We start from the raw sequence: 18,849 nt of genomic DNA, 5'->3' as shown, positions 1-18,849 counted from the left end.
AAGCTTCGAACATGAGGGCGACATGAGGCAATAGTTCCGCATATCATTCTGCTTGCCGACAGCTAGGCAAGCAGAAATTCGGGGAAGGACGAGCGGATGCCCCTCGCACCGCATGATGTGCGGCCCTTCGCGGCCCTGGACGACGTCGATCGCGCGATCCTGACGGAGCTGGCCGGCGACGGCCGGTTGCCCAACAACGCCCTGGCCGAGCGGGTGGGGGTGGCCCCGTCGACGTGCCTGACCCGCACGAGGGCGCTGCGGGAGTCCGGCGCGATCCGGGGCTTCCACGCGGAGGTGGACCCGGCGGCGGTGGGGCTGCCGTTGCAGGCGCTGGTGTCGGTGCGGTTGACGGCGCACGAGCGGGCGGCGGTGGACGCGTTCCGGGCCCGCTCGGTGCGGCTGCCGGGGGTGGTGTCGGTGTTCCACGTGGCGGGCGCGGAGGACTACGTGCTGCACGTGCGGGCCGCGTCGGGCGACGCGCTGCGCGACTTCGTACTGGATCATCTGGCGGTGGATCCGGTGGTGCAGCACACCCAGACGAGCCTCATCTTCGAGCAGGTCCGGGGGGTGGGCTGAGCCACCCGGGCCGGCCCCGGGGAACAATCGGGGCGCGGGGCGGCTTGGGTTCGGGTGTGATCGACGTACCCCTGTCTGTTCTTGATCTTGCCCCGGTCGCGGCCAACGGCACCGTCGGCGAGGCCCTGCGGCACACCACCGAGCTCGCCCGACGCACCGAGGAGCTGGGCTACCGCCGGTTCTGGGTGGCCGAGCACCACAACATGCCCTCCATCGCCAGCTCCGCCCCGGCGGTGCTGCTGGCGCACCTGGCGGCGCACACCTCGACGATCCGGCTGGGCTCGGGCGGGGTGATGCTGCCCAACCACGCCCCGCTGGTGGTGGCCGAGCAGTTCGGCACCCTGGAGGCGCTGCACCCGGGCCGCATCGACCTGGGCATCGGCCGCGCCCCGGGGACCGACCAGGTCACCGCGTTGGCGTTGCGCCGGACGATGGAGGGGCTGTCGGCCGAGGGCTTCCCCCGGGAGCTGACGGACCTGATGAACTACTTCTCCGGCGAGCGGCCCGGGCCGATCACGGCCACCCCGGGGCGGGGCCTGCAACCGGCGGTCTGGCTGCTGGGCTCCAGCGGGTTCAGCGCGCAGCTCGCGGGGCTGCTGGGGCTGCCGTTCTCGTTCGCGCACCACTTCAGCTCGCAGCACACGATCCCGGCGTTGGCGCTGTACCGGCAGCACTTCCGGCCGTCGCGGTTCCTGGACGAGCCGTACGCGATGGTGGCGGTGAACGCGATCTGCGCGGAGACCGACGAGCGGGCGCAGTGGCTGGCCGGGCCGAGCACGCTGTCGTTCCTGAAGCTGCGCTCGGGGCGCCCGGAGCCCCTGGTGACGCCGGAGCAGGCGGCGGAGTACCCGTACACGCCCGCGGAGCGGGAGTTCGCCCTGGCCCGGCGCGACGGGCAGGCGATGGGGTCGCCGGAGACGGTACGCGGGCAGCTCACCGACCTGCTGGCGCGCACGGGCGCGGACGAGCTGATGCTGACCTCGATGGTCTACGACGTGGCGGATCGGGTGCGCTCCTACGAGCTGGTCGCGGAGCAGGTGGTGGGCGGGCTGCGCCGCCAGGGGTGAACCGCCCGCCAGCCGGGCGAAACACGATCTTCATACCGGCGTCACCCCCGCGTCGCGGTCCGCCGGTAACTTGGGTTCCGGTGGTGGTACGGCACTCCCCGGTCGGGACGGGTCGGGGATGCCGCGGTGTGGTGCACCGGGCCGGAGCTGTGCGGATTCCGCGGCTGCGGCCCGGTGCCTGCCACCTGTCTGCGAGCGCTCAGCGCAGGTAGATGTTCGGCACGGGCGGGGCGCCCATGCCGTCTCCGATGAAGAATCCCGGGTGCGGCGGCTGGTTGTACGCCGTGTTCTGCCAGGCGATGGCGGCCCGGTACTGCGGGTCGTGCATCAGCGTGTAGATCCGGGTGCTGGTCGGCGTCGGGGTGCTGTAGATGCGCAGCGCGGTGCTGTCGCTGGTGCGCCAGACGACCTCCTCGCGCCAGTCGCCGAGGATGTCGCCGGAGAGCGCCGGGGTCGACTTGGTGCCGTTGTTCGACGCCACCGAGCTGCCGGTGAGCAGCCGGGTCTCGCCGCCGGTGCCGTACTTGTCGATCTTGGTGCCGTCGAGCAGTTCGCGCACCGGGTCGCCGTCCCACCAGGCGAGGAAGTTCGCCGAGGAGGGCTTGCGGCCGACGTTCTGCCCCCGGGGGTTGGCCACGCCGCTGCTGGCCGAGGACCAGGACTCCGCGCCGGGGCTGCCGGCCCAGATGTCGGCGCTCACGCCCCGGCCGTTGTCGCCGGAGGCGGCGGTGGACCAGATGATCTGCCCGGTGCGGGCGTCGGCGAAGTACGAGCTGGGCTTGCTGCCGTCCTCGTCGACCTTGAAGACCTCCAGGCCGGCGCGGGTCGGGTCGAGGTCACCGACGTGCATGGCGTCGCCGTGGCCGTTGCCGGTGGAGTACAGCAGCCGGCCGTTGTCGTCGATCGTGGCGGCCCCGTAGACGATCTCCTGCCGGCCGTCGGCGTCGACGTCGGCGACGGAGAGCTGGTGGTTGCCCTGGCCGGCGGCGGCCGAGTTGCCGGAGGCGTTCGAGTCGAACGTCCACCGCTTGCGCAGGGTGCCGTCGCGGAAGTCCCAGGCGGCGATCACCGCGCGGGTGTAGTAGCCCCGGGCCATGATCAGCGAGGGGCGCTGGCCGTCGAGGTACGCCGTCCCGGCGAGGAACCGGTCGACCCGGTTGCCGTAGTTGTCGCCCCAGGAGGAGACGGTGCCGCGCGGCGGGTCGTAGTCGACGGTGGAGGCGATGGCGCCGGTCTGCCCGTTGAACATGGTCAGGTACTCGGGGCCGGCCAGGACGTACCCGCCGGAGTTGCGGTGGTCGGCCGAGGAGGAGCCGACGACCTGGCCGGTGCCCGAGCGGGTGCCGTCGGCGGTCTTCATGGCGACCTCCGCGCGGCCGTCGCCGTCGTAGTCGTACACCTGGAACTGGGTGTAGTGGGCGCCCGCGCGGATGTTGCGCCCCAGGTCGATGCGCCACAGCCGGGTGCCGGTGAGGGTGTACGCGTCGACGTAGACGTTGCCGGTGTAGCCGGACTGGGAGTTGTCCTTGGCGTTGGACGGGTCCCACTTGAGCACGATCTCGTAGTCGCCGTCGCCGTCGAGGTCACCGACGCTGGCGTCGTTGGCCGAGTAGCTGTACGCCTCCCCGCTCGGCGTGCTGCCCCCGGCCGGCGGCTGGATCGGCACGTCGAGGTAGCCGGCGCCGAACTGCAACGCCGGGGCCGAGGCCGCCTGTTCCGCGCCGTTCACCACGGCCCGCACGGTGTACGCCGCACCGGCCGCCGCCCCGGCGTCGAGGTAGTTGGTGGCCCCGCTGATCGGGGTGGCGTTGACCTTGGTGCCGCCCCGGTAGACGTTGAACGACACCCCGGAGGTCTCGGTGCCCAGCAGCCGCCAGGAGACGAGGTTCCCGCTGCCGGAGCGGACGCTGATCACCCCCCGGTCGAGGTCCTCGAGCTGCTTGGCCCCGGCCGGCGGCGTGGTGGGAGTCGGGGTCGGGGTGATCGGGGGTGGCGTGGTGGTCGGGGGTGGCGTGGTGGTCGGCGGCGGGGTGCTGGTGGGGGCGGTGCCGCCGGTGCAGGTCGTGCCGTTGAGCGCGAAGCTCGCCGGGACGGGGTTGCTGGCGTCGTTCCACGAGGCGTTGAAGCCGAAGTTCGCGGTGCCGCCGGTGCCGATCGGCGCGTTGTAGCCGACGTCGCGGGCGGTGACCTGCGTGCCGGACTGGGTGACGGTGGCGTTCCACGCCTGGGAGACCTGCTGACCTGCGGCGTACGCCCAGGTCAGGGCCCAGCCGTTGACCGGGTCGCCCAGGTTGGTCACGGTGACGTCGGCGCCGAAGCCGCCGCCCCAGGAGTTGGTGATCCGGTAGTCGACCCGGCAGCCGGCTGCGGCGGCCGAGGCGGTGACGACGCCGAGGGCGCCGGCGGTGACGGTGGCGGCCGCCGCCGCGGCGACGAGCGCGGTGCGGCGGCGGAATCTGCTGCGGTGGTGCACGGAGTGCCTCCGGGGAGGTCGGGCGCGCGGCGACGCGGTGCCCCGTCGGCCTGCCCCGGCCGGCGGGAGGTGTGCGCCGCACTGCGGCGATGAGCGGACGCATCGACGTCCGTTGTTCGGCTCCGCGCAGCACGAATGCTAGGACACCGCTTTCCCGCAGGCAACCACGGGCGAGTACGCCGGGCGGGTGACCGGCGGTACCGGGGGTTGCCTGCGGTGCCGGGGTTTGATCGACTTCACGGATGGCTGAGCACATGGATCCCGAGGAGTTCCGCCGGGCCGGGCACGCGGCGGTGGACTGGATCGCCGACTACTGGGCCACCCTCGGGCAGCGCCCGGTCGGCTCGTCGGAGCCGCCGGGGGCGCTGGCCGCCGCGCTTGCGGGCGGGCCGACCGCGCAGGGCGAGCCGGTCGAGGCCGTCCTCGCCGACCTGGACACGCTGATCGCCCCCCGGCTGACGCACTGGCAGCACCCCGGCTTCTTCGGCTACTTCCCCGCCAACACCTCCGGCCCCAGCGTGCTGGGCGACCTGATCAGCTCTGGCCTCGGGGTGCAGAGCATGCTCTGGGCCACCAGCCCCGCCGCCACCGAGCTGGAGACGGTGATGCTGGACTGGCTGGCCGACCTGCTCGATCTGCCGCAGCGGTTCCGCTCGGGCGGCAGCGGCGGCGGGGTGATCCAGGACTCGGCCTCCTCGGCGACCCTGGTGGCCACGCTCGCCGCGCTGCACCGGGCCAGCGCGGGCCGGTGGCGGGCCGCCGGGCTCGACCGCCGCTACCGCGCCTACACCTCCACCGAGGGCCACTCGTCCATCGAGAAGGCCGCCCGGATCGCCGGGCTGGGCGGCGACGGGCTCCGGACGATCGAGGTGGACCCGCAGACGCTGGCGATGAGCCCCGACGCGCTGCGCGCGGCGATCCGGGCGGACCTCGCGGCCGGCGACGTGCCCGCGATCGTGGTGGCCACGATCGGCACCACCTCCACCACCGCCGTCGACCCGCTGCCGGAGATCGGCGCGATCTGCGCCGAGTACGGCGTCTGGCTGCACGTCGACGCCGCGTACGCGGGCGCGGCGGCGGTCTGCCCGGAGCTGCGTTGGTCGCACGCCGGCCTGGAGTACGCCGACTCGTACTGCTTCGACCCGCACAAGTGGCTGCTCACCGGCTTCGACTGCGACGCGTTCTGGGTGGCCGACTCCGGCGAGCTGATCGAGGCGCTGACGGTGCTGCCGGAGTACCTGCGCAACGCGGCCTCCGAGTCCGGCGCGGTGATCGACTACCGGGACTGGCAGGTGCCGTTGGGCCGCCGCTTCCGCGCCCTGAAGCTCTGGTTCGTGCTGCGCTGGTACGGGGTGGAGGGGCTGCGGGCGCACGTCCGCGCCGGGGTGGCCCTGGCCGACCGCTTCGCCGCCCGGATCCGCGCCGACGACCGCTTCGTGCTCGCCGCGCCGCACCCCTTCTCGTTGGTCTGCTTCCGTCTCGCCGCCGGTGACGAGGCCAGCGCCGAAGTGCTGAGCCGGGTCAACGCCACGGGCCGGGTGCTGCTCACCCACACCCGGGTCGCCGGCCGGTTCACGCTGCGCCTGGCGGTCGGCTCCCCCCTGACCACACTGGAGCACGTCGACGAGGCGTGGAAACTGCTGAGCGAGACGGCCGAAAAGCTGCCGACCGTCCACGAGTGACCCGGTCGGCCAGTGCGCTGGGTGGGGCGCCGGCCAGTGGGCCGGGTGGGACGGCAGGGCGGGGCGAGCGGGGACCGGCGCGGATCTGGGGACGGGCCGGCGCGGCACGGGCCGGCGCGACACGGGCCGGCGCGACACGGGCCGGCGCGGCACGGGCCGGCGCGACACGGGCCGGCGCGACACGGGTCTCCGTCCGTGCGGCGTTCGGCCAGGTGGGAAGGCTGTTCGGGACGCTATGGAGCTGATGTCGTTTACGACATCAGGCGGACTGCGTATCCCTGGATCGGAACGGGTCCCCCTGATTCGTCTACGACATCAGCTCCAGATAGCGCCGAAGAGGTATCCGCCGCTCCCCCGCCTCGGCCGTTCGCTCGCTCCGATGCGGCCGGGGCGGGTGAGAGGGCCGGCCGGGTCTTTCAGCCTTTCATGGTGGCCAGTGGGCGGGTCCGCCCCCGAGCCGCCTCCTCCGGAGCCGCCGGCAGCGCTTCCGGAGCCGCCGGCAGCGCTTCCGGGGCCAGGGGCAGCGCCGGCCCGGCGGCGGCCTCGACCGTGGCGCGGGCGTGGCGTACCCGACGCAGGGCGCGGACGGCCAGGACGATGGCGGCGAGCCAGCCTGCGGCCAGCAGCCCGTAGACCAGCCAGTGCGCGGCGGCGGGCAGGCCACCGGCGCGGACCAGGGTGCGGGCGTTGGTCAGCACGATCACGCCACCGACGGCGGCGCCGAGGAGCTGGGCCGGAACGATCCGGACCAGCCAGGCGGCGATCGGGGCGGCGATCAGGCCGCCGACGAGTAGCGCGGCCACGGTCGGCAGCAGGAAGCCCTCCGTGCCGAGGCCGATCAGGAAGCCGAGGCTGGCCGCGCCGGCCACCACGAACTCGGCGGTGTCGACCGAGCCGATGACCCGACGTGGTTCCATCCGGCCGGAGACCAGCAGCGCCGGCGTGGCGACCGGGCCCCATCCCCCGCCGCCGGTCGCGTCGACGAAGCCGGCGACCAGGCCCAGCGGGCCGAGGAACCGGCCGCGCAGCCGCCCGGCGGTCCGGTTGGTGGGCAGCGGCCGGGAGAAGCGCACCAGCAGGTACGCCCCGAGGGTGAACAGGATCGCGGCCATCCAGGGCGCGGCGGCCTCGGTGGAGATGGCGCTGAGGAAGGTCGCGCCGGCGAACGCGCCGAGGGCGCCCGGCACGGCGATGCGGGCCACCACCCGCCAGTCGACGTTGCCGAACCGCCAGTGGGCCACCCCGGCGGCGAGGGTCGTGCCGATCTCGGCCAGGTGCACCGAGGCCGACGCGGCGGCCGGGGCGATCCCGGCGACCAACAGCAGGGTGGACGACGTCAGCCCGTAGGCCATGCCGAGCGAGCCGTCGATCAGTTGCGCGACCAGCCCGACGAGGGCGAGGACCAGCAGTTTGCGCATGAGCGCCCCCCGACTTTTCGGCATCTCCTATCAACTTGGTCGACAATGCGCCACGCGCCGGCCCGGGTCAAGTCCCCTATCGACTGGTGAGACGCGCCGAACGGCCCCCGTCCCCGCAACCCGCCGTCGCGCCGGGCCCGGCCGGGCGGCGGAGCCCATGCCAGGCCGACCCGGGCCCGTTCCCGTGACCCGCCGCTACGCCGGTCCGGCCGGTCAGGTCCAGGCGCGCGGGTCGGCGGCCAGCTCGCTGACCCGCTCGGGCAGGGTGCCGTTGGCCACGTCGGCGACCGTGACCAGTTCGAGGATCTCCCGCTCGCTGGCCCGCAGGGCGATCCACACGTCCTGCAGCGCGCGGGCCGCCCCGAGGTAGCCGAGCTGCTCCGGTCGCTGCCCCCGGATGTGCGCCAGCGGCCCGTCCACCACCCGGATCACGTCGGCGAGGGAGATCTCCGTCGCCGGCCGGGCCAGCCAGTAGCCGCCCTCGGGGCCCCGTTGGGCGTGCACGATGCCGCCTCGGCGCAGTTGCAGCAGGATGCTCTCCAGGAACTTCGGCGGGATCTCCTGCGCCCTGGCGATCTGCTCGGCGGTCACCGGACGGGTCCGGGTGCCGTTGGCGCCCTCGGCGACGGCCGCGAGTTCCGCAGCGGCGCGGAGGGCGTAGTCGACCCGGGCGGAGAGGCGCATGTCGGTGAGGTTAGTCGGCTGGTCGGCCGGCCGGACTGCCGCCCCTCGGCCGAACGGCCGAACCGGCATCCCCCCTCCGCCGGCACGCCGAGGTGCTCACCGGTGGCGCAGTCGTGGCACCATACCGGTGTCGACGCGGCGAGGACGCGCGACGTGGCGAGACGAGCGGTTCGCGCGGGACGACGCACCCGCGCCAGCCGAAGGCAGCCAGGCCGATAGGGGCAGCGACAGCAATGCCGGAGATGACGCCGCTGGGTCCGCGGGACCCCGTCCGGGCGGGCCCCTACGAGCTGCTCGGCCGGCTCGGCGCGGGCGGCCAGGGCGTGGTCTACCTGGGCCGCGACGAGCAGGGCACGGCGGTCGCCGTCAAGATGATCAACGTCGACCTGCACCACCACCCCCGCGCCAAGGCCCAGTTCGCCAAGGAGATCGCCGCTGCCCGGCGGGTCGCGGCGTTCTGCACGGCCCAGATCCTCGCGGCGGACGTGGACAGCGACCCCCCGTACGTGGTGAGCGAGTACATCGAGGGCCTCACCCTGCAACAGCACGTGCGCGAGCAGGGCCCGATCACCGGCAACGCCCTGCACCGGCTGGCCGTGGGCACCGCCACCGCGCTCGCCGCCATCCACCAGTCCGATGTGGTGCACTGCGACCTCAAGCCCGACAACGTCGTCCTCGGCGCGGACGGGCCCCGGGTCATCGACTTCGGCATCGCCCGAGCGCTCGACGTCACCGAGACGGTGACCAGCAGGATCATGGGCACCGCGCCGTACATGGCCCCGGAGCGGTTCCGCGACGAGGAGGTCGGCCCGGCCAGCGACGTCTTCGCGTGGGCGGCGACCATCGCCTTCGCCGCGGCGGGCCGGCCACCGTTCGGCACCGGGACGATCGTGGCGGTGATGAACCGGGTCCTGCACGACCCGCCGGAGCTGGCCGGCCTCTCCGGCCCGCTGGCCGAGCTGGTCGCGCACTGCCTGGCCAAGGACCACCGGGCCCGGCCCCCGGCCGAGCAGGTCCTGCTGCGGCTGCTGGGGCACACCCGCGCCGAGGCCCCGGTGCCCATCCAGGCGGCGCTGCGCGAGGGCACCGACGCGGCCACCCACCTGGTCCCCCGCCAGCCGACGACACGGCAGCCTGCGCCCCCCGGGGCGACGACCCACCAGACGACCCACCACGCGCCCCCGGCGCAGAGGGCGACCGCCCACCACGGGACCGCCCACGCGCCGCTGGCGCACGAGGCGACCGCCCACCACGCGACCGCCCACCCGCCCCCGACGCACGGGACGACGGCGTACGCCCAGACCGCGCACGGGTCGACGGCGTACCCCCAGGTGGCGCACGGGGCGACGGCGTGGCACGGGCGGGCCGGACGGGGAGAGCCGGCGTGGCCGCCGGCGGCCGCCGAGACCGGGCCGACCGGTGCGGCGGGCGACCGGCGTGAGTCCGCCCGGGACACCTGGTCGGCGCGGCTGCGCCGGCAGTGGGCCGACGCGTGGGGCATCTCGACGGCCATCTTCCTCGGCGCGGTGGGGGCGGCGACCGGCTACGTGGCGTCCACCGCCGTGGGCACCGCCGCCGGCATCGGGGCGGTGACGTTCGTCGTGGTCTACGGTGTCCGTCTGCTGGTCGCCAGCGCGTTGCCCACGGTCCGGGCACCGCACGCCGCCGCCCTACCGCAGGACGCCGCCTCACCGCACGACCCCGCACGGGACGGTCACCCAGCCGGGCCGGGCCGCCGGGCGGCCCACCCCGACGTCACCAACCGACCCCAACCGTAGGAGGACCCGATGGCCGCCGGCCAGCCTGCCGCCCGCGCGTGGTTGCCGTACTCGCTGGCCGTCGTCGCCGGCCTCGCGGTGATCGCCGGGGCGTACGTGATCGTGCGGCCGGCCACCGGACCCGGCACGGACCGCTCCTCGTGCGTGGCGCTGGAGGTGAACTCCTCGACGGAGAAGGACCACCTCCTCGGCCAGCTCGCGGAGCGGTACAACGCCGCCGACCGGCGCTTCGGCGGGCACTGCGCCCAGGTCAGCGTGCACGGGCTCAACTCGGGTAAGGCGATGGAGGCGCTGGCGGCGGGGAACTGGGCGGGTCGGCAGCCGACGTTCCCCACCCCGCAGGTGTGGCTGCCGACGTCGTCGCTGTGGACGAGCCGGCTACGGATGCTGGAGCAGCAGGAGCCGGGTCGGCCGGCGCAGATCGCCGAGCGCACGTACCCGTCGATCGCCACCAGCCCGTTGGTCATCGCCATGCCGCAGGAGAAGGGTGAGTTGGTGCGCCAGCGCGGCCCGCTCGGCTGGGCGGACCTGCTCGGGCTCTCCGGCGACGCGGGCTGGGCGGCCTTCGGCCGCCCCGAGTGGGGCCGGTTCACCTTCGGCAAGGACAACCCCAGCCTCTCCACGTCGGGGCTGGCGGCCACCATCGCCACCTACTACGCCGCCGTGGGCCGCTCCAGCGACCTGACCAAGGCCGACCTGGGCAGGCCGGCGGTGACCCAGTTCGTCCGGCGGATCGAGGCGAACGTCTCGCACTACAGCGACGACTCGGTGGACCTGCTGCGCGACCTGGCCGAGGCGGACCTGGGCGCGATCGGTGACGCGCGGGCGCGCGACATGAGCGCGGTCGTGGTGCAGGAGGAGCTGGTCTACCAGTACAACGAGGGGCAGCTCAGCCCCACCCCGGGCGACAAGCCCCGGGTGCCGCTGGTGGCGGTGCACCCGAAGGAGGGCACCTTCAACCTCGACCACCCGTACGTCGTGCTCGCCTCAACCGACGAGGCGCAGCGGGCGGCGGCCCAGGACTTCCTGGCCTTCCTCCAGGCCGCGCCCCAGCAGCGCAGCTTCGCGGAGCTGGGCTTCCGCGACCACGAGGGCCGGCCCTCCGACGCCCTGCTCGCGGCGGTCGGCGGCGGGCCCGGCGCGGAGCTGGTCACCTTCGACCCGCCGGAGCCCGAGGTGGTCGACGCGATCCTGCGCGGCTGGGGCACGCTGCGCAAGAAGGCGAACATCCTGCTGGCCGTGGACACCTCCGGCTCGATGACCGCCCCGGTCGGCGGCAGCACCCGGTTCAAGGTGGCCACCGCCGCCGCGTACAAGGGCGTGGACCTGCTCAACTCCGCCGACCGGGTGGCGCTCTGGTCGTTCTCCTCGGAGACGCCGCAGCGGCCGGGCAAGCCGTACGGCGAGGAGGTCCCGCTGGGGCCGTTCAACCGGGCCGTGTTCAAGCGCGGCCTCGCCGAGCTGCGGCCGGAGGGCAACACCGCGCTGTACGCGACGGTCCGCGCCGCGCACCGGCACCTGCGCGACAACTACGACCCGGATCGGATCAACGCGGTGGTGGTCCTCACCGACGGCAAGAACGAGTACCCGAAGGACAACGACCTGGCCCGGCTGCTCAAGGACATCGCGCTGGACCCGCAGCGGCCGGTGAAGGTCTTCTGCGTGGCCTTCGACCAGCAGTCCGACCTGCCCGCCCTGGAGCAGATCGCCACGGCCAGCGCCGGCAAGGCGTTCAACGCCAAGGACCCGACGACGATCGACGAGGCCTTCGTGAAGCTGGTCAGCAGCTTCTGACCGGCCCGGCCCGGCCGAAGCAGATCAAGCCCGCCCGGCGCGGCGGGTCAGGCGCCGACCCGGCGCAGCAGGCCCTCCTGCACGGCGCTGGCGATGTGCCGGCCCTGCGCGGTGAACATCCGGCCGGTCGCCAGCCCTCGGGCGCCGGAGGCCGACGGGCTCTCGCAGTCGTACAGGAACCACTCGTCGGCGCGGAACGGCCGGTGGAACCACAGGGCGTGGTCGAGGCTGGCGCCGACCACGCCGCCGGGGCCCCACACCTCGCCGTGCACCGACAGCACCGAGTCGAGCAGGCTCAGGTCGGAGGCGTACGTCAGGGCGCAGGCGTGCAGCAGCGGGTCGTCGGGGAGCTTGCCGTCGATGCGCATCCACGCCCGCTGGTGCAGGTCGGCGGGGCGGTCGCCGGGGCGTACCCAGCCGGGCTCGCCGACGTAGCGCACGTCGATCGGGCGGGGGATCTGGCCCCAGATGCCCCGCCGCTCGGGGTAGCGGGCCAGTCGCTCGCTCATGGTCGGCACGTCGTCGGGTCGGGGCACGTCCGGCGGGGTGGGGGTCTGGTGGTCCAGGCCCTCCTCCGGCCGCTGGAACGACGCCGACATGAAGAAGATCGGCTTGCCGTGTTGCAGCGCCACCGCGCGGCGCACGGAGAACGACCGGCCGTCGCGGATGTTCTCCACCTGGTACTCGATCGGCTCGGCGGCGTCGCCGGCGCGGACGAAGTAGCCGTGCAGCGAGTGCACGGCCCGCTCCGCGTCGACGGTGCGGCCGGCGGCTACCAGCGCCTGGCCGGCGACCTGGCCACCGTAGACCCGCTGCAGACCCACCTGGGGGCTCATCCCCCGGAAGGTCATGTCACCGGTCTGCTCCAGGTCGAGGACCTGGAGGAGTTGGTCCACGGCGGCCTGGCCGACGGCCACGGCGTCGGTCACCGCAACGCCCTCGCCGAGGCCGCGTCGACCAGCGAGCCGAGCTGGTGCACCCGCAGGGTGTTGGTGGAGCCGGGGGTGCCGGGCGGGCTGCCGGCGACGATCACCACGTAGTCGCCGGGGTTGGCCCGGTCCAGGCCGAGCAGCGCCTGGTCGACCTGGCGGAACATGTCGTCGGTGTGCTCGACGAACGGCATCAGGAAGGTCTCCACGCCCCAGCAGAGGGCGAGCTGGCTGCGCACCTCGGGCACCGGGGTGAAGGCCAGCAGCGGCAGGTCGCAGTGCAGCCGGCTGAGTCGCTTGACGGTGTCACCGGTCTGCGAGAAGGCGACCAGGGCCTTGGCGTTGATGGCGCGGGCGATCGAGGACGCGGCGACGGTGAGCGCCCCGCCGTGGGTGCGCGGGTCGTGCTGCAGCCGGGGCACCCCGATGGAGCCGGCCTCGGTGGTGGTGATGATCTTCGCCATGGTGCTGACGGTGAGCACCGGGTACTTGCCGACGCTGGTCTCGCCGGAGAGCATCACCGCGTCCGCGCCGTCGAGCACCGCGTTGGCCACGTCGGAGGCCTCGGCGCGGGTGGGCCGCGAGTTCTCGATCATGGAGTCGAGCATCTGGGTGGCCACGATGACCGGCTTGGCGTTCTCCCGGCAGAGCTGCACGGCGCGCTTCTGCACCAGCGGCACCTGGTCCAGCGGCATCTCGACGCCGAGGTCGCCGCGGGCGACCATCACGCCGTCGAAGGCCAGCACGATCGCCTCCAGGTGGTCGACCGCCTCCGGCTTCTCCACCTTGGCCAGCACCGGCCGGCGCAGGCCGACCTCGTCCATGATGCTGTGGACGAGCTTGATGTCCTCCGCCGAGCGGACGAAGGAGAGGGCGATCAGGTCGACGTTGAGCCCGAGGGCGAAGCGCAGGTCCTCGGCGTCCTTCTCGGACAGGGCCGGGACGCTGACCGCCACGTTCGGCAGCGAGACGCCCTTGTTGTTGGAGACCGGGCCGCCCTCGGTGACCAGGCAGCGGATGTCGTTGCCGACCACCTCGCTGACCTCGACGGCCACCCGACCGTCGTCGATGAGCAGCCGGTCGCCGGCCTTCACCTCCTGCGGGAGCTTGGTGTAGGTGCAGGAGACCCGCTCCCTGCTGCCGAGGATCTCGTCGCCGGTGATCACCACCGAGTCGCCGGTGCGCCACTCGTGCGGGCCGTCGGCGAAGCGGCCGAGGCGGATCTTGGGGCCCTGCAGGTCGGCGAGCACGGCCACCGGCCGGCCCGCGGCGTCGGCGGCCTCGCGGACGAGCCGGTAGACCGCCTCGTGGTCGGCGTGGCTGCCGTGGCTGAAGTTGAGCCTCGCCACGTTCATGCCCGCCTCGACGAGTCCCCGGATGCGTTCCGGGGACGCGGTGGCAGGACCGAGAGTGCAGACGATCTTCGCGCGGCGTGTCACGCCCATCAGGCTAGTCTCTCCTCCGGGTCGGTCGAGGGGCCGACCCCTTTGGGACTGCGGAACAAAAGTGTGCGACGACCTGGCACGCCCGCGTGCCCGGCGAGCGGGACCACACCGGCGCCGTCGTCGGGAATCATCGTGTCGGCGGGCATCGGTGACCGCGCGCCGGGAATCGTACCGCCCGGTGTCATCCGCCGTGGTCGCGCTCCCCGCCCCGCCGCGCGGGCCGTGGCCGCCGACGCGGTTTCGATCACGCAGGCCCGCCCCGGGGGACGGGCGGCGGATGTCCGCCGAGGATCAGCTCCCGGTCTTGACGAGGGGGAAATCCACCGAGCCGGCCGGGCAGAGGAACGTCAGGACGTCCACCCGGTAGAGCCCGGCCTGCACCGCCGGGTCGGCCTGCATCACGTCGCGTACGCCGTCGACCGAGCCGGTACGGGCCAGGCCGAAGCCGATCGGCGGGTCGGGCTCGCGGGCGGGACCGTCGATCGAGCCGACGAGCAGCACGATGCCCCGCCGTTGCAGCGCAAGCATGTGCTCGGTGTGCTCGGCCTGCAACCGCTGCACCGTCTCCTCGGGCAGGGCCCGGCCGGCGGCTCCGGGGTAGAGCACGATGCACTCGTAGGTGTCCAGCGCCGAATCGACCTGCGGCAACCCCGTCATGGTGCTCCCCTCCCCCGCTCCCGACCCGTTCCCCGCTCCACGGCCCGCCCGGCCCGCGCGCCGCTCCCGGCCCACCCGAGCCGCCCGACCCGCGCGCCGCTCGCCGCGCCCGGCCCACCTGCGCCGTTCCCGGCGGTCGGCCCACGGACGCCGGGGCGACCGGACGTCGTTTCCGGCCCAGCGTCGCACGCGGACGGCCGCCGCCGGGGCCGCTCGGCGCAACTGACCCCGCCGCCGGCCCGGTTGTCGACCCCGTGCCGGTTTCGCCCGGCCCACCGGGGGCCGACCCACACACCGCGTCACCCCACGGCCGCGAGGGGTGCCCCGCTCTTTCCGTCGGGTGATCGAGCGACTACCTTCTGAGGGATTCTCACACCCGTCGATCGGGGGCAGCGTGACAGAGTTCGACTACGTCGTGGTGGGTGCCGGCGCCGCCGGGTGCGTGCTGGCCAACCGGCTCAGCGAGGACCCGGGGACCCGGGTGCTGCTGATCGAGGCGGGCGGCTGGGACCGCAGCCCCTTCGTCCGTATCCCCAAGGGCTTCAGCAGGCTGATGGACGACCGGCGCACCGCCTGGCACTACCCGGCCCAGGCGGCCCCCGCGCAGCGCGAGGTGTGGCAGCGCGGCCGGCTGATCGGCGGGTCCAGCTCCCTCAACGGCATGGTGTACGGCCGGGGCGACCGCCTCGACCACGACGAGCTGGAGCGGCTGGGCAACCCGGGCTGGGGCTGGGACACCATGCTGCCGATCTTCAAGCGGCTGGAGGACCACCCGCTGGGCGCCTCGGCGGTGCGCGGCGCGGGCGGGCCGCTGCGGCTCTCCTCGGCCACCGACACCGACGAGCTCTGCGAGGACGCGCTCACCGCCGGGCAGGCCCTGGGTTGGCGTCGGGTCGACGACCTCAACGCCGACGACGACGAGCGGATCGGCTACCTGACCGCCACCATCCGCGACGGCCGGCGGGTCAGCGCCGCCGACGCGTTCCTGCACCCGGTCCGCGACCGGCCCAACCTCACCGTCGCGGTGGAGACCGCCGTGGTCCGGGTCCTCGTCGAGGGCGGCCGGGCGGTCGGGGTACGCGCCCACCGCGCCGGCCGGACCGTCGACTACACCGCCGCCGCCGAGGTGATCCTCGCCGCCGGGGCCATCGCCACCCCGCAACTGTTGCAGGTCTCCGGGATCGGGCCGGCGCAGACGCTGCGCCGCGCCGGGGTGCGGGTGCTGCTGGACCGCCCCCGGGTGGGGCTGGGGCTGCGCGAGCACCGCGCGACGCCGGTGCAGTTCCGGCTGACCGGCGACGGCGGCTACAACCGGATGCTGGGCAGCCTGCTCGGCCAGGGGCTGGCCGCGCTGCGGTACGCGCTGACCCGGCGCGGCCCGCTCAGCCTCCCCGTGCACGACGTCGGGGCGCACATCCGGTCGTCGGCGGACGTCGACCGGCCCGACGCGCAACTGCTGATCGCCCCGTTCTCGGCCGCGCCGAGGCGGCCGGGTCACGCGCTGGAGCTGGAGACCGAGCCCGGCATGATGGGGCTCTGCACGGTCAGCCGGCCGGACAGCGAGGGCACCCTCGCCATCACCTCCGCCGACCCGGCCACGCCACCGCGGATCGTCGCCAACTACCTCACCACCGACCACGACCGGCGGGTGGCCGTGAACGCGTTCCGGCGGATGCGGGAGCTCTTCGCCACCGACCCGCTCGCCGGGCGGGTGGCGGTGGAGACCCTGCCCGGCCCGGACGTCCGCGACGACTCCGAGATCATCGCGGCGTCGCTGGCCCTGGGCTACTGCGGCTACCACGCGGTGGGCACCTGCGCGATGGGCCCCGACGACGCGCACGTCGTCGACCCGCAGCTGCGGGTGCGGGGGGTCGACGGGCTGCGGGTCGCCGACGCCTCGGTGCTGCCGGTGCTGGTCTCCGGGTACCTCAACGCCCCGGTGATGGCGCTGGCCTGGCGGGCGGCCGATCTGATCCTGGGCCGCACGGCGCGACCGACGGATGTCGTACCGGCGGCGTAGGCGTCCGCGATACGCGGGACCGGGCTCCTTCGCGTCGCTGCGCCCGTCGTCGGGTGCGCTCGGGCTGATCGGGCGTTGGAAACCCCGATCCGGGGGAATGACCCACCGTACGATGCCGGGTCCGCCGAGGGCGACACGCAGGGATTGGGGTTCGACCATGGGCAACGACGCTGGCGGGCAACCCGCGAAGGCGTCCGGGACGTACCGGATCGGTGGTGACCTTGAGGTGCGGCGGCTCGGCTACGGGGCGATGCAGCTCACCGGGCCGGGGGTGTGGGGCGAGCCGAAGGACCCGGCGGAGGCGGTGCGGGTGCTGCGCCGCGCGTACGAGCTGGGGGTGACGTTCATCGACACCGCCGACTCGTACGGCCCGTTCGTCTCGGAGCGGCTGATCCGCGAGGCGCTGCACCCGTACGCCGATGATCTGGTGATCGCGACGAAGGCCGGGCTGACCCGCGCCGGGCCGAGCGACTGGCGGCCGGTGGGGCGGCCGGAGTACCTGCGCCAGCAGTGCGAGCTCAGCCTGCGCCACCTGGGCCTGGAGACCATCGGGCTCTACCAGTTGCACCGCATCGACGCCAAGGTGCCGCTGGCCGACCAGCTCGGCGAGCTGGCGCTGCTGCGCCAGGAGGGCAAGATCCGCCACATCGGGCTCTCCGAGGTGACCGTGGAGCAGATCGAGCAGGCCCGGGCGATCGTCCCGATCGTCTCGGTGCAGAACCTCTACAACCTGGCCGAGCGCAGCGCCGAGGCGGTGCTGGAGCACTGCGAACGCAACGACCTGGCGTTCATCCCGTGGTTCCCGATGGCCACCGGCGAGCTGGCCAAGGCGGGCGGCCCGCTGGACGCGATCTCCACCGCGCACGGCGCGACGCCCGCGCAGCTCGCGCTGGCGTGGCTGCTGCGGCGCTCGCCGGTCATCCTCCCCATCCCGGGTACGTCGTCCGTGGCGCACCTGGAGGAGAACGTGGCCGCCGCGCAGGTGCGGCTCACCGACGACGAGTACGAGGCGTTGGCGAAGGCCGCCTGAGCGCCCTTTGGCGGTGCGGGGACGTGGGCGGGTCGCTAACCTGCCGTGGGCGGGGCGCACGGGGTGCCCGCAGAGGCGAGGAGACAACGGCATGGCCGCAGCGGGGCAGGGCGAGACTATCGAGGACAGCCCGGTCGGCTGGGTGGGCGAGCACATCCGGCGGTACGTGGAGACCGACGGCGCGGAGGGCTCCACGTACAACGGCTACGAGGCGCTGCTGCTCACCACGCGGGGCCGCAAGTCGGGCGCGCTGCGGCGCACCGCGTTGTACTACGGCCGCGACGGCGACCGGGTGGTGCTGGTCGCCTCCAACGGCGGCTCGGCGACCCACCCGAGCTGGTACCTGAACCTGGCCGCCGACCCGGCGGTGGAGGTGCAGATCGGCGCGGAGCGCTTCACGGGGCGGGCCCGGACGGTCGACGCGCAGGAGCGGCCCCGGCTGTTCGAGCTGATGGCGAAGGTCTTCCCCCCGTACGCCGAGTACCAGCGCAAGGCCGACCGGGAGATCCCGGTGGTGGTGATCGAGCGCGCCTGATCGTCGGCGTAGCCGGCCGGGCCGGGGCGGGCGGGTGGACTGCGCTCACCCGGCCCGGGCCGGCCCGGCGCGGTCGGCGTTGTCGACGGGTCGGCGCGGCCGGCGGGTCGTCCGTTTCGTCGGGGCCGGGGCGAGGGCGGAGGGGTTCAGCAGCCGCAGCCCGGCGCGCTGGACGAAGATCGAGCGCCGCGCCACCGCGTCGCCCGTGGCGTCGAGCTGGTAGCCGTCCAACCAGGTCCAGCCGTCGTAGGTGATCCGGTCGGCGTGCACGCGGATCAGCCGGAAGAAGATCGGCTTCACGAACTGGACGCTCGCCGCGCTGGTGACGTGCAGCAGCGCCCCGGCCCGCAGGTCGATCACCGCACCCAGCCGAGGAAGCGGCGGTGCAGCGTGCCCGCCGGGGCCCAACCGATGTCCTGGCAGGCGGCCACGTAGTACGAGCCCATGTAGAGGGCCAGGGAGATCGGCGAGCCCGCGAACTCCTGGCGCAGTTCGTCGCGGCGGGTGGCGCAGGGCCAGGGGGTGGAGCAGCCGGCGCAGAGCCACAGCGGCAGCACCGGGCCGTGCCGGGTCACTGCTCCTCCCCCGGCCAGTGCTGGCGACTGATCGGGATGCGGTGCCGGTGCCGGCAGGGCAGGTCGTTGCCGCACCTACAGACGTACCGCCACCTGATCCACGACCAGACCGGCTTGTGCCGCCGGGCCAGGGTCATCGCCGTGGCGACCAGGAACTCCTTGAAGGACACTCGTCGCTGCATACGG

17 protein-coding genes are annotated in these 18,849 nt (G+C 74.1%); 8 read left to right on the top strand and 9 right to left on the bottom strand.

Annotated elements, in window-relative coordinates; genetic code table 11:
- Positions 1–96 precede the first annotated feature (96 nt).
- Together ACLQ2V_RS12625 and ACLQ2V_RS12620 are read left to right on the top strand one after the other, a co-directional pair.
- A complete protein-coding gene (locus ACLQ2V_RS12625) occupies positions 97–576 on the top strand; it encodes an Lrp/AsnC family transcriptional regulator (RefSeq protein WP_425718614.1) in 480 nt (159 codons plus the stop codon).
- Between the two features lie 56 nt (positions 577–632).
- Positions 633–1,643 carry an LLM class flavin-dependent oxidoreductase gene (locus ACLQ2V_RS12620; protein WP_425718613.1) on the top strand — a complete coding sequence of 337 codons (1,011 nt, stop codon included), beginning with the start codon at positions 633–635 and terminating at the stop codon, positions 1,641–1,643.
- Positions 1,644–1,842: 199 nt separating this feature from the next.
- Here ACLQ2V_RS12620 and ACLQ2V_RS12615 read toward each other — a convergent pair whose 3' ends face one another.
- On the bottom strand, positions 1,843–4,116 hold the full coding sequence (locus tag ACLQ2V_RS12615) for a cellulose binding domain-containing protein (protein WP_425718612.1): 2,274 nt from the start codon (positions 4,114–4,116) through the stop codon (positions 1,843–1,845).
- A 242-nt stretch (positions 4,117–4,358) separates the two neighbouring features.
- Here ACLQ2V_RS12615 and ACLQ2V_RS12610 point away from each other — a divergent pair, with 242 nt between their 5' ends.
- Entirely contained in the window at positions 4,359–5,798 is a 1,440-nt protein-coding gene (locus ACLQ2V_RS12610) for a pyridoxal-dependent decarboxylase (RefSeq protein WP_425718611.1), read from the top strand.
- Positions 5,799–6,214: 416 nt separating this feature from the next.
- On the opposite strand, the gene ACLQ2V_RS12605 is transcribed toward ACLQ2V_RS12610, so the two are convergent.
- Together ACLQ2V_RS12605 and ACLQ2V_RS12600 are read right to left on the bottom strand one after the other, a co-directional pair.
- Positions 6,215–7,216, bottom strand: a complete 1,002-nt coding sequence (locus tag ACLQ2V_RS12605; RefSeq protein WP_425718832.1) for a sulfite exporter TauE/SafE family protein — start codon at positions 7,214–7,216, stop codon at positions 6,215–6,217.
- Between the two features lie 213 nt (positions 7,217–7,429).
- Positions 7,430–7,900 (bottom strand): RrF2 family transcriptional regulator, encoded by a 471-nt coding sequence (locus ACLQ2V_RS12600; protein WP_425718610.1) that lies wholly within the window; start codon positions 7,898–7,900, stop codon positions 7,430–7,432.
- Between the two features lie 242 nt (positions 7,901–8,142).
- Here ACLQ2V_RS12600 and ACLQ2V_RS12595 point away from each other — a divergent pair, with 242 nt between their 5' ends.
- A complete protein-coding gene (locus ACLQ2V_RS12595) occupies positions 8,143–9,678 on the top strand; it encodes a protein kinase domain-containing protein (protein WP_425718609.1) in 1,536 nt (511 codons plus the stop codon).
- A gap of 9 nt (positions 9,679–9,687) precedes the next feature.
- Positions 9,688–11,472 (top strand): extracellular solute-binding protein, encoded by a 1,785-nt coding sequence (locus ACLQ2V_RS12590; RefSeq protein WP_425718608.1) that lies wholly within the window; start codon positions 9,688–9,690, stop codon positions 11,470–11,472.
- Positions 11,473–11,519: 47 nt separating this feature from the next.
- On the opposite strand, the gene ACLQ2V_RS12585 is transcribed toward ACLQ2V_RS12590, so the two are convergent.
- From ACLQ2V_RS12585 to ACLQ2V_RS12575, 3 genes are all read right to left on the bottom strand, one after another.
- Positions 11,520–12,401, bottom strand: coding sequence for an acyl-CoA thioesterase (locus ACLQ2V_RS12585; RefSeq protein WP_425718607.1), 882 nt, complete (start codon positions 12,399–12,401; stop codon positions 11,520–11,522).
- Entirely contained in the window at positions 12,398–13,846 is a 1,449-nt protein-coding gene (gene pyk / locus ACLQ2V_RS12580) for a pyruvate kinase (RefSeq protein ID WP_425718606.1), read from the bottom strand. The genes ACLQ2V_RS12585 and pyk overlap by 4 nt, the downstream gene beginning before the upstream one ends.
- Before the next feature lie 291 nt (positions 13,847–14,137).
- The gene (locus ACLQ2V_RS12575) at positions 14,138–14,503 is read right to left on the bottom strand and encodes a YciI family protein (protein ID WP_425718605.1); all 366 of its coding nucleotides are present in this window, start codon (positions 14,501–14,503) and stop codon (positions 14,138–14,140) included.
- 394 nt (positions 14,504–14,897) lie between these two features.
- Here ACLQ2V_RS12575 and ACLQ2V_RS12570 point away from each other — a divergent pair, with 394 nt between their 5' ends.
- The 3 genes from ACLQ2V_RS12570 to ACLQ2V_RS12560 all read left to right on the top strand — a co-directional run bounded on the left by ACLQ2V_RS12570 (position 14,898) and on the right by ACLQ2V_RS12560 (position 18,088).
- Complete coding sequence (locus ACLQ2V_RS12570) at positions 14,898–16,523, top strand: GMC family oxidoreductase (protein ID WP_425718604.1); 1,626 nt, start codon at positions 14,898–14,900, stop codon at positions 16,521–16,523.
- A gap of 157 nt (positions 16,524–16,680) precedes the next feature.
- Positions 16,681–17,553 (top strand): aldo/keto reductase, encoded by an 873-nt coding sequence (locus ACLQ2V_RS12565; protein ID WP_425718603.1) that lies wholly within the window; start codon positions 16,681–16,683, stop codon positions 17,551–17,553.
- Between the two features lie 91 nt (positions 17,554–17,644).
- Positions 17,645–18,088, top strand: coding sequence for a nitroreductase family deazaflavin-dependent oxidoreductase (locus tag ACLQ2V_RS12560; protein WP_425718602.1), 444 nt, complete (start codon positions 17,645–17,647; stop codon positions 18,086–18,088).
- A gap of 45 nt (positions 18,089–18,133) precedes the next feature.
- Here the strand turns inward: ACLQ2V_RS12560 and ACLQ2V_RS12555 are convergent, their stop codons facing one another.
- Genes ACLQ2V_RS12555 through ACLQ2V_RS12545 form a run of 3 tightly spaced genes read right to left on the bottom strand, consistent with a single transcriptional unit; the run spans position 18,134 to position 18,845 of the window.
- Positions 18,134–18,445, bottom strand: coding sequence for a hypothetical protein (locus tag ACLQ2V_RS12555; RefSeq protein ID WP_425718831.1), 312 nt, complete (start codon positions 18,443–18,445; stop codon positions 18,134–18,136).
- On the bottom strand, positions 18,445–18,663 hold the full coding sequence (locus ACLQ2V_RS12550; protein WP_425718601.1) for a hypothetical protein: 219 nt from the start codon (positions 18,661–18,663) through the stop codon (positions 18,445–18,447). The genes ACLQ2V_RS12555 and ACLQ2V_RS12550 overlap by 1 nt, the downstream gene beginning before the upstream one ends.
- On the bottom strand, positions 18,660–18,845 hold the full coding sequence (locus ACLQ2V_RS12545; RefSeq protein ID WP_425718600.1) for a hypothetical protein: 186 nt from the start codon (positions 18,843–18,845) through the stop codon (positions 18,660–18,662). The genes ACLQ2V_RS12550 and ACLQ2V_RS12545 overlap by 4 nt, the downstream gene beginning before the upstream one ends.
- Between the last annotated feature and the right edge of the window lie 4 nt (positions 18,846–18,849).

The sequence above is a fragment of the Micromonospora sp. DT233 genome (genome assembly GCF_049841815.1).
In the GTDB taxonomy this organism is placed as follows: domain Bacteria; phylum Actinomycetota; class Actinomycetes; order Mycobacteriales; family Micromonosporaceae; genus Micromonospora.
This window is presented reverse-complemented; position numbering and strand designations above follow the sequence as displayed.

Excerpts from the sequence above, each read along its gene's own strand:
- ACLQ2V_RS12625 (WP_425718614.1), top strand. The coding sequence starts at position 97 with ATGCCCCTCGCACCGCATGATGTGCGGCCCTTCGCGGCCCTGGACGAC.
- ACLQ2V_RS12610 (WP_425718611.1), top strand. The coding sequence starts at position 4,359 with ATGGCTGAGCACATGGATCCCGAGGAGTTCCGCCGGGCCGGGCACGCG.
- ACLQ2V_RS12605 (WP_425718832.1), bottom strand. The coding sequence starts at position 7,216 with ATGCGCAAACTGCTGGTCCTCGCCCTCGTCGGGCTGGTCGCGCAACTG.
- ACLQ2V_RS12600 (WP_425718610.1), bottom strand. The coding sequence starts at position 7,900 with ATGCGCCTCTCCGCCCGGGTCGACTACGCCCTCCGCGCCGCTGCGGAA.
- ACLQ2V_RS12595 (WP_425718609.1), top strand. The coding sequence starts at position 8,143 with ATGACGCCGCTGGGTCCGCGGGACCCCGTCCGGGCGGGCCCCTACGAG.
- ACLQ2V_RS12590 (WP_425718608.1), top strand. The coding sequence starts at position 9,688 with ATGGCCGCCGGCCAGCCTGCCGCCCGCGCGTGGTTGCCGTACTCGCTG.
- pyk (WP_425718606.1), bottom strand. The coding sequence starts at position 13,846 with ATGGGCGTGACACGCCGCGCGAAGATCGTCTGCACTCTCGGTCCTGCC.
- ACLQ2V_RS12575 (WP_425718605.1), bottom strand. The coding sequence starts at position 14,503 with ATGACGGGGTTGCCGCAGGTCGATTCGGCGCTGGACACCTACGAGTGC.
- ACLQ2V_RS12565 (WP_425718603.1), top strand. The coding sequence starts at position 16,681 with ATGGGCAACGACGCTGGCGGGCAACCCGCGAAGGCGTCCGGGACGTAC.
- ACLQ2V_RS12560 (WP_425718602.1), top strand. The coding sequence starts at position 17,645 with ATGGCCGCAGCGGGGCAGGGCGAGACTATCGAGGACAGCCCGGTCGGC.
- ACLQ2V_RS12545 (WP_425718600.1), bottom strand. The coding sequence starts at position 18,845 with ATGCAGCGACGAGTGTCCTTCAAGGAGTTCCTGGTCGCCACGGCGATG.